This is a genomic window from Pseudomonas sp. TE36184 (assembly GCF_054060055.1).
In genome coordinates this window covers 3,980,534-3,994,138 of sequence record NZ_JBSSCU010000001.1, presented here as the reverse complement: position 1 = coordinate 3,994,138, position 13,605 = coordinate 3,980,534, and the positions used below count along the sequence as shown (strand labels likewise).

12 protein-coding genes, 1 pseudogene and 1 riboswitch are annotated in these 13,605 nt (G+C 63.1%); of the genes and pseudogenes, 8 read left to right on the top strand and 5 right to left on the bottom strand.

What is annotated here, in order from left to right; translation table 11 throughout:
• Nucleotides 1-6: 6 nt before the first annotated feature.
• The 3 genes from ACVWZP_RS17990 to ACVWZP_RS17980 all read right to left on the bottom strand — a co-directional run bounded on the left by ACVWZP_RS17990 (nucleotide 7) and on the right by ACVWZP_RS17980 (nucleotide 2,413).
• The gene (locus tag ACVWZP_RS17990; RefSeq protein WP_017849788.1) at nucleotides 7-819 is read right to left on the bottom strand and encodes an aldo/keto reductase; all 813 of its coding nucleotides are present in this window, start codon (nucleotides 817-819) and stop codon (nucleotides 7-9) included.
• Nucleotides 816-1,991 (bottom strand): NAD(P)/FAD-dependent oxidoreductase, encoded by a 1,176-nt coding sequence (locus tag ACVWZP_RS17985; RefSeq protein WP_046384922.1) that lies wholly within the window; start codon nucleotides 1,989-1,991, stop codon nucleotides 816-818. The genes ACVWZP_RS17990 and ACVWZP_RS17985 overlap by 4 nt, the downstream gene beginning before the upstream one ends.
• An 86-nt stretch (nucleotides 1,992-2,077) precedes the next feature.
• Entirely contained in the window at nucleotides 2,078-2,413 is a 336-nt protein-coding gene (locus ACVWZP_RS17980) for a DMT family transporter (protein WP_026140385.1), read from the bottom strand.
• Between the two features lie 103 nt (nucleotides 2,414-2,516).
• Between ACVWZP_RS17980 and ACVWZP_RS17975 the strand changes: the two genes are divergently transcribed.
• Together ACVWZP_RS17975 and waaA are read left to right on the top strand one after the other, a co-directional pair.
• On the top strand, nucleotides 2,517-3,407 hold the full coding sequence (locus tag ACVWZP_RS17975) for a LysR family transcriptional regulator (protein WP_017849785.1): 891 nt from the start codon (nucleotides 2,517-2,519) through the stop codon (nucleotides 3,405-3,407).
• A gap of 23 nt (nucleotides 3,408-3,430) precedes the next feature.
• Nucleotides 3,431-4,709 (top strand): annotated as a pseudogene (gene waaA / locus ACVWZP_RS17970) (lipid IV(A) 3-deoxy-D-manno-octulosonic acid transferase).
• A 62-nt stretch (nucleotides 4,710-4,771) separates the two neighbouring features.
• Here waaA and ACVWZP_RS17965 read toward each other — a convergent pair.
• On the bottom strand, nucleotides 4,772-6,211 hold the full coding sequence (locus ACVWZP_RS17965; protein WP_057003665.1) for a TolC family outer membrane protein: 1,440 nt from the start codon (nucleotides 6,209-6,211) through the stop codon (nucleotides 4,772-4,774).
• Between the two features lie 195 nt (nucleotides 6,212-6,406).
• Nucleotides 6,407-6,512, top strand: a riboswitch (TPP riboswitch).
• A gap of 148 nt (nucleotides 6,513-6,660) precedes the next feature.
• On the opposite strand from ACVWZP_RS17965, the gene thiC reads away from it, so the two are divergent.
• Together thiC and cytX are read left to right on the top strand one after the other, a co-directional pair.
• On the top strand, nucleotides 6,661-8,550 hold the full coding sequence (thiC, locus tag ACVWZP_RS17960; RefSeq protein ID WP_457369983.1) for a phosphomethylpyrimidine synthase ThiC: 1,890 nt from the start codon (nucleotides 6,661-6,663) through the stop codon (nucleotides 8,548-8,550).
• A gap of 144 nt (nucleotides 8,551-8,694) precedes the next feature.
• Nucleotides 8,695-9,984 carry a putative hydroxymethylpyrimidine transporter CytX gene (gene cytX, locus ACVWZP_RS17955; protein WP_448125714.1) on the top strand — a complete coding sequence of 430 codons (1,290 nt, stop codon included), beginning with the start codon at nucleotides 8,695-8,697 and terminating at the stop codon, nucleotides 9,982-9,984.
• On the opposite strand, the gene ACVWZP_RS17950 is transcribed toward cytX, so the two are convergent.
• A complete protein-coding gene (locus ACVWZP_RS17950) occupies nucleotides 9,953-10,699 on the bottom strand; it encodes an RsiV family protein (protein WP_046384917.1) in 747 nt (248 codons plus the stop codon). The two genes, cytX and ACVWZP_RS17950, sit on opposite strands and share 32 nt — an antisense overlap.
• Nucleotides 10,700-10,891: 192 nt before the next feature.
• Here ACVWZP_RS17950 and ACVWZP_RS17945 point away from each other — a divergent pair, with 192 nt between their 5' ends.
• The 4 genes from ACVWZP_RS17945 (at nucleotide 10,892) to ACVWZP_RS17930 (ending at nucleotide 13,554) form a co-directional block, all read left to right on the top strand.
• Nucleotides 10,892-11,509, top strand: a complete 618-nt coding sequence (locus ACVWZP_RS17945) for an NUDIX domain-containing protein (protein WP_017849779.1) — start codon at nucleotides 10,892-10,894, stop codon at nucleotides 11,507-11,509.
• On the top strand, nucleotides 11,500-11,949 hold the full coding sequence (locus ACVWZP_RS17940) for a DUF1249 domain-containing protein (RefSeq protein ID WP_003209507.1): 450 nt from the start codon (nucleotides 11,500-11,502) through the stop codon (nucleotides 11,947-11,949). Before ACVWZP_RS17945 ends, ACVWZP_RS17940 begins: the two co-directional genes overlap by 10 nt.
• 98 nt (nucleotides 11,950-12,047) lie before the next feature.
• Complete coding sequence (cpdA, locus tag ACVWZP_RS17935) at nucleotides 12,048-12,863, top strand: 3',5'-cyclic-AMP phosphodiesterase (protein WP_457369982.1); 816 nt, start codon at nucleotides 12,048-12,050, stop codon at nucleotides 12,861-12,863.
• Nucleotides 12,864-12,945: 82 nt separating this feature from the next.
• Nucleotides 12,946-13,554: a YqiA/YcfP family alpha/beta fold hydrolase gene (locus ACVWZP_RS17930; protein WP_017849777.1), complete on the top strand. Its 609-nt coding sequence runs from the start codon at nucleotides 12,946-12,948 to the stop codon at nucleotides 13,552-13,554.
• Nucleotides 13,555-13,605 lie beyond the last annotated feature (51 nt).

Sequence of the window (13,605 nt, the reverse complement as noted above, 5' to 3'; positions counted from 1 at the left end):
GCGGCATCAGAGTTGACGAATGACCTGGGCAGCGGTCGCCACGTTGTGAGCCAGGTGCAGCGGATTAATGGTCCCGACAATAGCACTGGCGACACCCGTTTGCGCAAACAACAACATGAAACTGGCACGTATGGGGTCCATTCCCGGTTCCAGGCAGACGTGGCCGCTGGCGAGGGCTTTTTTCACCAGGATGCCTTTGCCATGGGCGGCCGCATAATCAATGACGGCTTTCTCGGCCTGTTCGTTCAGATTGTAGGTGACCATTGCGCAATCGCCCTGTTCCAGAGCCTTCACGCCGCCTTCGACGGTTTTGCCGGAGAAACCGAAACCGCGGATTTTGCCCTCTCGTTTCAGGTCCGCGAGGGTCTGGTACACCTCGCAGTCGTTGAGAATGTGCAGGTCGTTGCCGTCGGAATGCACCAGCACCAGGTCGATAAAGTCGGTTTCCAGTCGTTTCAGGCTGCGTTCGATCGACATCCGGGTATGGGCCGCGCTGAAGTCGTGACGGGACACGCCGTTGTCGAATTCTTCGCCGACCTTGCTGACAATCACCCACTCGTTGCGCTGGCCCCGCAACAGCGGCCCCAGGCGTTCTTCGCTGCGGCCATAGGCCGGCGCGGTATCGATCAGGTTGATGCCCAACTGACGGGCCTGGCGCAGCAGCAGGCGCGCTTCGTCGTCATCGGGAATCTGGAAGCCGCTGGGGTATTTCACCCCTTGGTCGCGACCGAGCTTGACGGTGCCCAGGCCCAGCGGCGACACCAGCAGGCCGGTACTGCCCAGCGGGCGGTGCAGGTCGTGCAGGGTGGGCAGGCTCATGGCAACAGTTGCTCCCAGGCCGGTTGGCCGATGGCGGGTTTGGGCAGCTCGGGCAGCGGGGTGGCAGGCCCGGGTTGGATGCCATCGCGTTCGAGGGCGTGGAGCACCCGGTCGGCGAAGTCCGGTGCCAGGGCCAGCTTGGTCGGCCAGCCCACGAGCAGGCGGCCCTGTTCGGCGAGGAAGGCGTTGTCGGGGCGAGTCAGGCCCGATTGCAGCGGCTCGGCACGTTCGACGCGCAGGGTGGCCCATTCGGTATGGCTCATGTCGATCCACGGCAGCAGAAGCGCCAACTCGTGCTGCGCGGTGGCGATCTGTTCCTGTGGCGTGCGTGCTACGCCGTCGGCCTCGGCGATGTCGCCGCCCATGTACCACACCCAGTTGCCATCGGCGGCCGGGTGCGTGGTCACGGTGAGGCGCGGTTTGGTGCCGCCGCCCAGGCAGTGAGCGTACAGCGGTTTCAGGCCTGGGCCTTTGGCGATGATCATGTGCAGCGCACGCTTTTGCATGGCCGGCTCGCTCAGGCCCAGAGCGGCGAGCAGATCGGCAGTGCCGCCGCCGGCGCTCAAGACGATGCGCTGGGCGCGGATCTCGCGGCCGTCGACTTTCAGACCGACCAGTGCGTCGTTTTCCCGCAGCGGTTCGATGTGTTGTCCGGCGAGCAAACCATCGCCGGCCAACTGCGCCAGGCGTCCGATCAGGCTCGGCACGTCGACCACCAATTCCGACAGGCGATAGACCTTGCCCTTGAAGCGGCGGTCTTGCAGGGCTGGCGGCAGGGCGTCGCCCTTGACCTGATCGACACGGCCGCGCACGGCCTTGCTGGCGAAGAAGCTGGTGAGGTTGCCGGCGAGCGTGCCAGGGGACCACAGGTAATGGGCTTCGGAGAGCAGGCGCACGCCGGTCAAGTCCAGTTCGCCGTGACCGGCCAGGGCCTCACGCCAGCGCCGCGGCATATCGGCAATCGCTTCGGAGGCGCCGGTGAGTGCACCGTGCAGCGCGTATTTCGCACCGCCATGAATGATGCCTTGGGACTTTACGCTTTGCCCGCCTCCCAGGGTGGCGTTTTCCACCACCACCGTGGAAAACCCCTGGCGGCGCAGGCGCGCATTCAGCCAGAGGCCGGCAACTCCGGCGCCGACAATCAGAACGTCGGTGGAAATAACGGATGGCATGGGCAACCTCAGTGTTCAAATCAAGGTGCCAAGTATACAGACTCAACGAATGGATCTTTGCGCGGGATCAATATTGACGCGTGAGGTCAGTGCCCTGCCGTTTTCGAGAACAGTTGAATCACCACCACGCCCAACACAATCAAGCCCATCCCCAGCATTGCCGGCAGATCGAGCTTCTGCCCATAGATGAACAGCGCCGCGACGCTGACCATCACGATGCCCATCCCAGCCCACACGGCATACGCCACGCCGACCGGCACTGTACGCACCACCAGGGTCAGCATCCAGAACGCCACGCCGTAGCCGACGATCACCAGCAGCAGTGGGATCGGTGTGCTCCAGCCCTTGATGGCTTTCATGGAAACGGTGGCGATGACTTCCGAGCAGATGGCGATGGCCAGGTAGTAGTAGGCAGGGGTCATGGTGCGGTCCTCGGTGTGTAGCGCGCTGGATAAGGTCGGCATTCTAGAGGCTCGTCAGATGGGGTAAAGTCATTACCTATCCGAATTGAAGATGGGTTGTGCCATGAATGTGCAGTGGAACCTGGAACAGATGCGCCTGTTCGTCAGCGTCGCCGAGCAGCGTTCTTTTTCGGCGGTGGCGCGTCAGCAGCGCAAGGCTCAGTCGGCAGTCAGCAACGGGATCGCCTTGCTGGAAGCGGACCTGGGCGTCAGCCTGTTTGAACGAAGCAGCGGCCGCCAGCCGCGCTTGACCGAAGCCGGCACGGTGCTGCTCGAAGAGGCTCGGGAAGTGCTGCGCCAGTGCGAACGCCTCAATGGCCGCGCACTGTCGTTGGTGCGCGGCGAAGAAGCCTGCCTGCGCCTGGCCCAGGATGAAGCGATGCTGTACCAGCCGGTCCTCGACAGTCTCGACGCCTTGGCCGGCCAGTTTCCCAACCTCGAGGTGCAGCTTTCCAGCGCTGCCCAGGGCGATGTCGCACGCAAACTGGTGGAGCGCAGGGCCGACCTGGGCATGTTGTTCTATCACGATCAAATCCCCGAAGCGTTGGAGCGGCGGGTCGTCGGCAGTGTGGAAATGGTCACGGTGTGCGGGCGTCGCCATCCGCTGGCGGCGCAGCAAACCGTGGACTGCCAGGGGTTGGCGCAGTATCGCCAGTTGCTGATGTCGACCCAGACCAGCGTCTACCCCGGCAGCGAGGCCGCCAGCCCGCAGGTGTGGCGCGCCGACAGCTTCTACGTGCTGGCCGAATGGCTTATCCGTGGCCTGGGTTGGGCCTGGTTGCCCCGGCATGTGGTGCAATACCCCGCGTACCAGAACCAAATGGTCGAACTCGACAGCGAATGGACCCCGCCGGCGCTTGTGGTCGAGCTGGTGTGGCGCCGCGATGAACCCCTGGGCCCTGCCGCGCGCTTTCTCGCCGAGCGTTTTGCCGAGTGCTTGCAGGCGATCGATTGAAAAAGCCGATAAACTCCGCCGCCATGAATAGAACTCTCTACAGCTGTCTGTTTTACCTGGCGCTGCCGTTGGTGGCTTTACGTCTATGGCTGCGCGCGCGCAAGGCGCCGGCCTACGCCAAGCGCGTGGGCGAGCGCTTTTCCTACGGCTTGCCGCGGATGCAACCGGGCGGGATCTGGGTGCATGCGGTGTCGGTGGGCGAAAGCATCGCCGCCGCGCCGATGATCCGTGGCCTGCTGGCGCGTTATCCGCAGTTGCCGATGACGGTCACCTGCATGACACCCACCGGCTCCGAGCGTATCCAGGCATTGTTCGCCGATGAACCGCGCGTCCAGCATTGCTACTTGCCCTATGACTTGCCCTGCGCGGCCAAGCGTTTTCTCGACCGTGTCCAGCCGAAACTGGCCGTGATCATGGAGACCGAGCTGTGGCCCAACCACATCCACGCCTGCGCCCAGCGCGGGATTCCGGTGGCGCTGGCCAATGCACGCTTGTCGGCGCGTTCGGCCAAGGGCTACGCACGTTTTGCCAGACTGACGGCGCCGATGCTGGCAGAAATGAGTCTGATCGCCGTGCAGACCGAGACTGAGGCCGAGCGTTTCCGCAGCCTGGGTGCGCGTGCGGACACGGTGCAAGTGACCGGCTCGATCAAGTTCGACCTGACCATCGACCCGCAACTGCTGGCGCGCGCGGCCGCGTTGCGCGAACAGTGGGGCGCCGGCGAGCGCCCGGTGTGGATCGCGGCGAGTACCCACGAAGGCGAAGATGAGGTGGTGCTGGCGGCCCATCGCCAACTGCTCGCCAGCTATCCCAATGCGCTGCTGAATTCTGGTGCCGCGTCATCAGGAACGCTTCGGCCCGATGTTTGAGCTGTGCGAGCGACAAGGGTTCGCCACGGTGCGTCGCTCCAGCGGCGAGCCGGTCACCGCGCACACCGCCGTGTTGCTCGGCGACACCATGGGCGAGTTGCTGTTTTTGTATGCCTTGGCCGACAGCGCGTTGGTGGGTGGCAGCCTGGTCGCGACCGGCGGGCACAACCCGCTGGAACCGGCGGCGTTGGGCAAGCCAGTGATCATGGGGCCGCACCGGTTCAACTTCCTCGAAATCAGCGCAATGCTGCGTGACGCCGGGGCGTTGCGTGAGGTGGATGATGCCGAAGGTTTGGCCGAGGCCGTGCGGCAGCTGTTCGAGCTACCGCAGGATGCCCAGCGGATGGCGCAGGCGGGGCTTAAGGTGATGCAGGCCAACCAGGGCGCTTTGAAGCGACTGTTGGATGGCCTTGATCGCCTGATAACTCACTGACGCAATACCGATCCAAATGTGGGAGGGAGCAAGCCCCTTCCCACATTGGTTCTGTGGTGCGATCAATAACCCGGGCGGGCCTTGAGCTGCTCGGCGGCGGCCTTGGCCAGGTCCGGCGGCAGGAAGTCGCGGTCCGGGTTGTAGTCGGCCTTGAGATAGCGCGTCAGGTCTTGCAGGTCCCCAGGGTTCAACGTGCCGGCTGCCTGCTTCAAGCGCAGGTTGTCGAGGATGTAGTCGTAGCGGCTGTTGTTGTAGTTGCGCACCGACGCATAGAGCTGGCGCTGGGCGTCGAGCACGTCGACGATATTGCGCGTACCCACCTGATAACCGATTTCCGTGGCTTCCACCGCGCTCTGGTTGGAGATGATCGACTGGCGGCGTGCCTGCACCTGCTCCACGTCGGTGTTGACCGCGCGGTGCAGGTTGCGCGTGTTTTCCACCACCTGGCGGCGCAGGCCTTCGCGTTGCTGCTCGGTCTGGCCCAGGCGCGAGTACGATTCGCGCACTTGCGAGCTGGTCAGGCCACCGCTGTACAGCGGGATATTCAGGCGCAGGCCAATGGTGCGTTGCGAGACATCGCCGCCATAAGGCGTGCCGAAGGCATTCGGGTTGCTGAAGCCGAGCGCGTCGTTATCGCCCTTTTCATACTGCGCCACGGCGTCCAGGGTCGGCGCGTGCCCGGCCTTGCGCTGCTTGAGGGTTTCCTCGGCGGCGGTGACGGCGTAGTTGCTGGCGAGCAGGTTCAGGTTCTGGCGGCCGGCGGTTTCGACCCAGGCCTTGGCGTCGTTCGGCAGCGGCGGCAGCACCGGCAGTGTATGCACAATGCCCTGGATCGAATTGTATTGACGGTTGGTCAGCGCGATCAGTGCTTCGAAGGCGTCGTCCACCTGGCGTTGCGCGACGATCCGGTTGGCCCGCGCGGTGTCGTAGCTGGCCTGGGATTGCAGCACGTCGGTCTTGTCCGACAGGCCCACGTCGAAGCGTTCGTTGGACTGGTCCAGTTGGCGCTTGAAGGCGTTTTCTTCGGCCTTGGTGGAGGCCAGGTTGTCCTGGGCGCGCAGCACGGCGAAGTAGTTCTCGGCGCTTTGCAGGATCAGGTTCTGTTCGGTGGCTGAAAGTTGCAGCGCAGCCTGTTCGTTGACGGCTTCGGCGGCTTGCAGCTGGAACCAGCGGTCGGCGCGGAACAGCGGCTGGCTCAAGGTCGCACGCCAGGAATGCGCGTCGCGGTTGGCGGTGGCGGCCGGGGTGTCGATCTGGGTGCGCGAATTGTTGATATCGGCACCGGCCGACAGGTTGGGCAGCAAACCGGCGCGGGCCTGGGGCACCACTTCTTTCTGCGCACCGTACTGGGCGCGGGCGGCGGCCAGGTCGGCGTTGTTGTCCACCGCTTCCTGGTAGACGCTGACCAGGTCGGTTCGGGCGGACAAGGGCGCTTCAGCTGCCCAGACCATTCCGTTGGTCGCACAAGACACGGCGAGAGCCAGTGAGAGTTTGCGCAGCATGAATTGATCCCTAGGTTTAATATTACGATGATAATTTAACGCCCAAGGCTACGGTTGGCCATTCCTGGCGTCAAGCGTCGGGGCAGTCACCGAGTGTAGTGGTGGTTACACGGCGCAACAATCCTGCAATTGCGCCATTCATCACGCTGAATGCTCCGTTATTGGCAATTTGCCCTCACCCTGTCTAGACTGGCCGGGTTCTTGTCGGGGTGCCTTGTTGGAAGGCTGAGATCGGTAAATACCGGATCCCGTTGAACCTGATCAGGTTAACGCCTGCGTAGGGAACAAGATTTCTCGTCACCCGGCGAGTCCTCTTGTGCTTTGTCCGGGATGTTGTTCGACCTTCGAACAACCCTCGAGTACCCAGCACAGCACTGCTTCCAGTGCGTCCATCCGCCACAGGTTCGCTCCGACAAAAATCCACCGCCTGGATAGTTGGAGAGCCCGTGATGAGTACAAAACCAAAAAATACCGTGCATTTGAGTGAATCGGCCAAGGTCGACTCCGGCTCCGTGCAACCGTTTACCCGCTCGCAGAAAATCTACGTGCAAGGCACCCGTCCGGACATCCGCGTGCCGATGCGTGAAATCAGCCTCGACGTCACCCCCACCGATTTCGGTGGTGAGATCAACGCCCCCGTGGTGATCTACGACACCTCCGGCCCCTACACCGACCCCAACGTCATCATCGATGTGCGCAAGGGCCTGGGCGATGTGCGCTCGCCGTGGATCGAGTCGCGTGGCGACACCGAACGCCTGTCGGGCCTGAGCTCGCACTTCGGCCAGCAACGCCTGACCGATGCCGAACTGACCGCGCTGCGCTTCGCCCATGTGAAGAACCCGCGCCGCGCCAAGGCCGGTGCCAACGTCACGCAGATGCACTATGCGCGCAAAGGCATCATCACCGCCGAGATGGAATACGTCGCCATCCGCGAAAACATGAAGCTCGAAGAAGCCCGCGCCAGCGGCCTGCTCGAGCAGCAACACGCCGGCTACAGCTTCGGCGCCAGCGTGCCGAAGATCATCACCCCGGAATTCGTGCGCGAAGAAATCGCCCGCGGCCGCGCGATCATCCCGGCCAACATCAACCACACCGAACTGGAACCGATGATCATCGGCCGTAACTTCCTGGTGAAGATCAACGGCAACATCGGCAACAGCGCCCTGGGCTCGTCCATCGAAGAAGAAGTGGCGAAACTGACCTGGGGCATTCGCTGGGGCTCGGACACGGTGATGGACCTGTCCACCGGCAAGCACATCCACGAAACCCGCGAGTGGATCATCCGCAACTCGCCGGTGCCGATCGGCACAGTGCCGATCTACCAGGCCCTGGAAAAAGTCGGCGGCGCCGCTGAAGACCTGACCTGGGAGCTGTTCCGCGACACCCTGATCGAACAGGCCGAGCAGGGCGTCGACTACTTCACCATCCACGCCGGCGTGCTGCTGCGCTACGTGCCGCTGACCGCCAAGCGCGTTACCGGCATCGTCTCCCGCGGCGGCTCGATCATGGCCAAGTGGTGCCTGGCGCACCACAAAGAGAACTTCACCTACACGCATTTCGACGAAATCTGCGAAATCATGAAGGCCTATGACGTCAGCTTCTCCTTAGGCGACGGCCTGCGCCCGGGTTCGATCGCCGACGCCAACGATGCCGCGCAATTCGGCGAGCTGGAAACCCTCGGCGAGCTGACCAAGATCGCCTGGAAGCACGACGTGCAAACCATGATCGAAGGCCCCGGCCACGTGCCGATGCAACTGATCAAGGAGAACATGGACAAGCAGCTCGAATGCTGCGACGAGGCGCCGTTCTACACCCTCGGCCCGCTGACCACCGACATCGCGCCGGGCTACGACCACATCACCTCCGGCATCGGTGCGGCGATGATCGGTTGGTTCGGTTGCGCCATGCTCTGCTACGTCACACCCAAGGAACACCTGGGCCTGCCGAACAAGGATGACGTGAAGACCGGGATCATCACTTACAAGATCGCCGCCCATGCAGCCGATCTCGCGAAAGGTCATCCGGGCGCGCAGATCCGCGATAACGCACTGAGCAAGGCACGCTTCGAGTTCCGTTGGGAAGACCAGTTCAACCTCGGCCTCGACCCGGACACCGCGCGTTCGTATCACGACGAAACCCTGCCGAAGGACTCGGCCAAGGTCGCGCATTTCTGCTCGATGTGCGGGCCGAAGTTCTGCTCGATGAAAATCACCCAGGAAGTGCGTGAGTACGCGGCCAACCAGCGCATCGATGCGGTGGATGTGGAGGTGGCCAAGGGCTTGGCCGAGCAGGCGGAGCGGTTCAAGCAGGAAGGCAGCCAGCTCTACAAGAAGGTCTGATCCGAGGTTGTAGGCGCTTTCAAGGGCCTTATCGGGGGCAAGCCCCCTCCCACATTTTGAATTGTGAACACATTCAAGTGTGGGAGGGGGCTTGCCCCCGATAACAATCTTTCAAACAACAAATGCCCCTCAGAGATTCCATCCTTGAGCATTCAACCCAGCACCTATTCCCCCGATATCGCGGTGTCTGCTGACAAGCGCGTTTTCGGCGCCCGCGATCTGTTTTCCCTGTGGTTCTCCCTCGGCATCGGCCTGATGGTCCTGCAAACCGGCGCGCTGCTCGCGCCCGGCCTGGGCCTGGCCGGTGGGTTGTTGGCGATTTTCCTCGGCACCCTGGTCGGCGTGCTGCTGCTCGCCGCTGTCGGCGTGATCGGCAGCGACACCGGGCTGTCCGCCATGGCCGCGCTCAAGCTCAGCCTCGGCGCCAAAGGCGCGAGCCTGCCGGCATTGTTGAACCTGCTGCAACTGATCGGTTGGGGCGCGTTTGAAATCATCGTCATGCGCGATGCCGCCAGCCTGTTGGGCGCGCGGGCCTTCAGCGACGCCAGCCTGTTGGCCAGCCCGATGCTGTGGACCCTGTTTTTCGGTGGCCTGGCGACCTTGCTGGCGGTCAGTGGCCCGCTGACGTTCGTGCGCCAGATCCTGCGTAAATGGGGCATCTGGCTGCTGCTCGCGGCCTGCCTGTGGTTGACCTGGAACCTGTTCGCCAAAGCCGATCTCGCCACGCTATGGGCCCAGGCCGGTGACGGTTCGATGCCCTTCGCGGTGGGGTTTGACATCGCCATCGCCATGCCGCTGTCGTGGCTGCCGCTGATCGCCGATTATTCGCGCTTCGGCAAACGCGCGAAAAGCGTGTTCGGCGGCACGGCGCTGGGCTTTTTTATCGGCAATTTCTGGCTGATGAGCCTGGGCGTGGCCTACACCCTGGCGTTTGCGCCGAGCGGTGAAGTCAACGCGCTGTTGCTGGCGCTGGCCGGCGCGGGGCTGGGGATTCCGTTGTTGCTGATCCTGTTGGATGAGTCGGAAAACGCCTTTGCCGATATTCACTCGGCGGCCGTCTCCAGCGGGATTCTGTTGCGCCTGAAGGTCGAGCACCTGGCCTTGGCCATCGGTGTGCTCTGCACGTTGATCGCCTGCTTTGCTCCGTTGGCGCAGTACCAGAACTTTCTGCTGTTGATCGGTTCGGTATTCGCGCCGCTGTTTGGCGTGGTGCTGGTCGATCATTTCATCCTGCGCCGCCGCGGCCAGGGCGCGCTTGCCACGCTACGCTGGACGGCGTTGCTGGCCTGGCTGGGCGGCATCGGCACCTACCACTTGCTGGCCAACCTGTATCCGGATATCGGCGCGACCCTGCCGGCACTGGCGCTGGCAGGGCTGTTGCAGTTCATCCTCGGGCGCGTCTTCAGCGGCGCGCGGGCACCAGCTCAGGCTTGATGATGCCTTCCAGGCGCGAGTAAGGAATCTGCAACTCGATGTGGCCCAGGGCATACGGCGCGATCGTGGTGGTGGGGTACTTGAGGGTCACGCTGGCGGAGGTCAGCGCCACGTTCGGGGTTTTCTGGAACGGGTAGCGCTTGACGAACTCCGGCTCCAGGCTCAGGCGGGTGCTGATCAGCCAGCTGTTGTGCGCCACCTGGGCGGCCTTCCAGAATGCTTCTTCCTTGCCGGGCAGCAGCATGTCGCTCAGCGACAGGGCTTTTTGCTGCGGGCGCGAATAGTTGATGAAGGCGCGGCCCGGTTCGCCGTGGGTGGCGCCCTGGTCCAGGTAGCTGGACAGTTCGATGATCACCAAGCCGTCATGCTGCTCGCGTACCTTGGCCTGCAAGTACATGCTGTTGCGTGGCGCGGCGGTGCTCAGGAACTGCTCGCGGTACGTCGCCAGGCTCGACGGCAACGGGTCGCTCGACCGGGTGCGGGTCATTTCCAGCAGGCGTTGTTCGATCAGTGCGTCGAGCTTGGGCTCCTTGGCAAAATGCACGGTGTCGATATTCACCAGCGGGCAATCGGCGTTGGCGCAGTCCGGCTTGCTTTGCTCGCTGGCGTCGCGGGTGGCTTCCAGCGGGGTGCTGTAGTTCGGTTGGAACAGGCTCTGGCAGGCGCCGAGCGTCAAGGCGATACACGCCACGGAGGCGATTTTTAAAAGTGACATGTAGGGTCTTCGTCCGTCGATAAGAGCGAAATTCGTGGAGCTTCGACTACCGGCATGGCAGTCAGTTCGCCACTAAGCTCATTAGAGTGAGTTTGACGCCCGCCGTCTATCCCGGCAACCGTAAAGGGGCTGCGCCAACGGGCGGGAGCGCGTTAGGATGGCGCCAATTGCACGGGCATAACGAGGAAGGATATGACGGACATCGCGAAATCGACGCCGAGCACGATCGAGATTGTTCAGCGCGACAATGCCTATCAGGGTTTCTACAAGCTCGATCGCGTGCAACTGCGCCACGAAAAATTCGACGGCGGCATGAGCCGGGTGATCAACCGCGAGGTCTTCGTGCGGCATGACGCCGTGTGCGTGCTGCCCTACGACCCGCAGCGCGATGAAGTGGTGCTGATCGAGCAGTTTCGCGTAGGCGCCATGGGCCGCGCCGCCAACCCGTGGCTGGTGGAAATGGTCGCCGGCCTGATCGACAAGGACGAACAACCGGAGGAGGTTGCACACCGCGAAGCCGAGGAGGAAGCTGGACTGACATTCTCCGCACTGTGGCCGATCACCCAATATTTCCCTTCGCCCGGCGGCAGTACCGAATTCGTCCACTTGTACCTGGGCCGTTGCGACAGTTCGGGCGCCGGTGGCGTCCATGGACTGGAAGAGGAGGCAGAAGATATCCGCGTCAGCACCTGGGCTTTCGAAGATGCCTTGCAAGCGGTGCGTGATGGTCGGATATCCAATGCGCCCAGCATTATTGCCTTGCAATGGCTAGCGCTCAATCGCGCGGAAGTGAGGGGGTTATGGCAGTAAAGGCACGGGAACGATACCGGGTTGACCTGATCGGGCTGCAAGCCGCCTGCGAGGCCAACTATGCGCGGCTGATGCGCCTGCTGCCGGACATGCGCCACACGCCCGAGGCACGGCGCATCGCCGTGACCCATGGCGACCAGATGCTCGGCGTGCTGACCCTGGAAGTCATCGTCAATTGCCCATACACCACCACCCTGCGCGTGCGCCAGGAGCACAGCCTGCCATGGCTGCCGGTGCCGCAACTGGAAGTGCAGGTGTACCACGATGCGCGAATGGCCGAAGTCATCAGCGCCGAACATGCGCGACGCTTTCGCAGCATCTATCCTTACCCCAATGTGTTCATGCACCAGCCCGATGAGAAAGCACAGCTTAATGTGTTCCTCGGTGAATGGTTGAGTCACTGTCTGGCCCTGGGCCACGAGTTTGAAGTCGTGCGGTAGATGTGAACTGCATCTGCTTCCCTGGGTTTCCTCTTTGTGTCCTGCCCCAGCATAATCGCGCCATACGTCCATTCCTGTGATTGCCTTGGGAGAGCACCTTGCCCCGCGTACCCACCGTGACCCCCGATGCACCGGCATTGCTGGTGCAACTGTCCGACAGCCATCTGTTTGCCGAGGCCGACGCCACGCTGGTGGGCATGAACACCCGTGAGAGCTTGCAACGGGTGATTGGCCTGGTGCGCGAGCAGCAGCCCCGGATCGACTTGCTGCTGGCCACGGGGGACTTGTCCCAGGACGGTACGTTGGCGTCCTATCAGCACTTCCGGGAGATGACCGCACCCTTTGGCGTGCCGGCGCGCTGGATTCCCGGCAACCACGATGAGCCGCAGATCATGGCCCACGCCGCCCTGCACAGCGACCTGCTGGAACCGGTGGTCGACGTCGGCAATTGGCGCATTACCCTGCTCGACTCCGCCGTACCCGGTTCGGTGCCGGGTTATCTGCAGGACAGCCAGCTGCAACTGCTGGCTCAAGCCTTGAGCGAAGCGCCGCACCGCCATCATCTGGTGTGTTTCCACCATCATCCGGTGCCCATCGGCTGTGCGTGGATGGAACCCATCGGCCTGCGCAACCCCGAGGCACTGTTTGCCGTGCTGGACCGTTTCCCTCAGGTCCGGGCCTTGCTCTGGGGGCATGTACACCAGGAGATCGACCGCGAGCGCAACGGCGTGCGCCTGCTGGCGTCGCCGTCCACCTGCATCCAGTTCACGCCGGGCAGCGAGGACTTCAACGTCAGCACCGAGGCACCGGGCTATCGCTGGCTGCGTCTGCATGCCGACGGGCGGTTGGAGACCGGGGTGGAGCGGGTCAAAGGCTTTGCCTTTACCGTGGATTACGCCAGCAACGGCTACTGAAGGTGGGAGGGGAAGACAGGGGACTCACCACTCCGATCCCTGTAAACTGCGCCTTTTTTGGCGCAAGCACGGAGAGCCCGGCATGTCCGCTTCGATCCTGTATATCCACGGTTTCAACAGCGCGCCTGCGTCGAACAAGGCCAGCCAGTTGATCCGCGTGATGGACACCCTCGGCCTGGCCGACCAACTGCGCGTGCCGGCCCTGCATCACCACCCTCGCCAGGCGATTCCTCAATTGGAGGCGGCCATCGCAGAACTGGGGCGGCCGCTGCTGGTCGGCAGCTCGCTCGGCGGCTACTATGCAACCTGTCTTGCCGAGCGCCATGGCCTCAAGGCGCTGCTGGTCAACCCGGCGGTCAGCCCCCATCGGATGTTCGACGGTTACCTGGGCACCCAGAAGAACCTCTATACCGATGAAACCTGGGAACTGACCCACGATCACGTCACGGCGCTGGCCGAGCTGGAAGTCCCGGCGCCCCAGGATGCCGCGCGTTATCAGGTGTGGTTGCAGACCGGGGACGAAACCCTGGATTATCGCCTCGCCCAGCAGTATTACCGGGCCTGTGCCTTGCGCATCCAGGCCGGTGGCGACCACGGTTACCAGGGGTTTGCCCGGCAGTTGCCGGCGTTGTTGAGCTTTGCCGGCATTGGCGCGGATCAGTATCAATCCTTCGATTTCTCGGCACTGTAATTGCCTTGGAAACCGCAGGTCACTTTTTAATCGAACGACTCACGACGAGAC

Excerpts from the sequence above, each read along its gene's own strand:
- ACVWZP_RS17990 (WP_017849788.1), bottom strand. The coding sequence starts at position 819 with ATGAGCCTGCCCACCCTGCACGACCTGCACCGCCCGCTGGGCAGTACC.
- ACVWZP_RS17985 (WP_046384922.1), bottom strand. The coding sequence starts at position 1,991 with ATGCCATCCGTTATTTCCACCGACGTTCTGATTGTCGGCGCCGGAGTT.
- ACVWZP_RS17980 (WP_026140385.1), bottom strand. The coding sequence starts at position 2,413 with ATGACCCCTGCCTACTACTACCTGGCCATCGCCATCTGCTCGGAAGTC.
- ACVWZP_RS17975 (WP_017849785.1), top strand. The coding sequence starts at position 2,517 with ATGAATGTGCAGTGGAACCTGGAACAGATGCGCCTGTTCGTCAGCGTC.
- ACVWZP_RS17965 (WP_057003665.1), bottom strand. The coding sequence starts at position 6,211 with ATGCTGCGCAAACTCTCACTGGCTCTCGCCGTGTCTTGTGCGACCAAC.
- thiC (WP_457369983.1), top strand. The coding sequence starts at position 6,661 with ATGAGTACAAAACCAAAAAATACCGTGCATTTGAGTGAATCGGCCAAG.
- ACVWZP_RS17950 (WP_046384917.1), bottom strand. The coding sequence starts at position 10,699 with ATGTCACTTTTAAAAATCGCCTCCGTGGCGTGTATCGCCTTGACGCTC.
- ACVWZP_RS17945 (WP_017849779.1), top strand. The coding sequence starts at position 10,892 with ATGACGGACATCGCGAAATCGACGCCGAGCACGATCGAGATTGTTCAG.
- ACVWZP_RS17940 (WP_003209507.1), top strand. The coding sequence starts at position 11,500 with ATGGCAGTAAAGGCACGGGAACGATACCGGGTTGACCTGATCGGGCTG.
- ACVWZP_RS17930 (WP_017849777.1), top strand. The coding sequence starts at position 12,946 with ATGTCCGCTTCGATCCTGTATATCCACGGTTTCAACAGCGCGCCTGCG.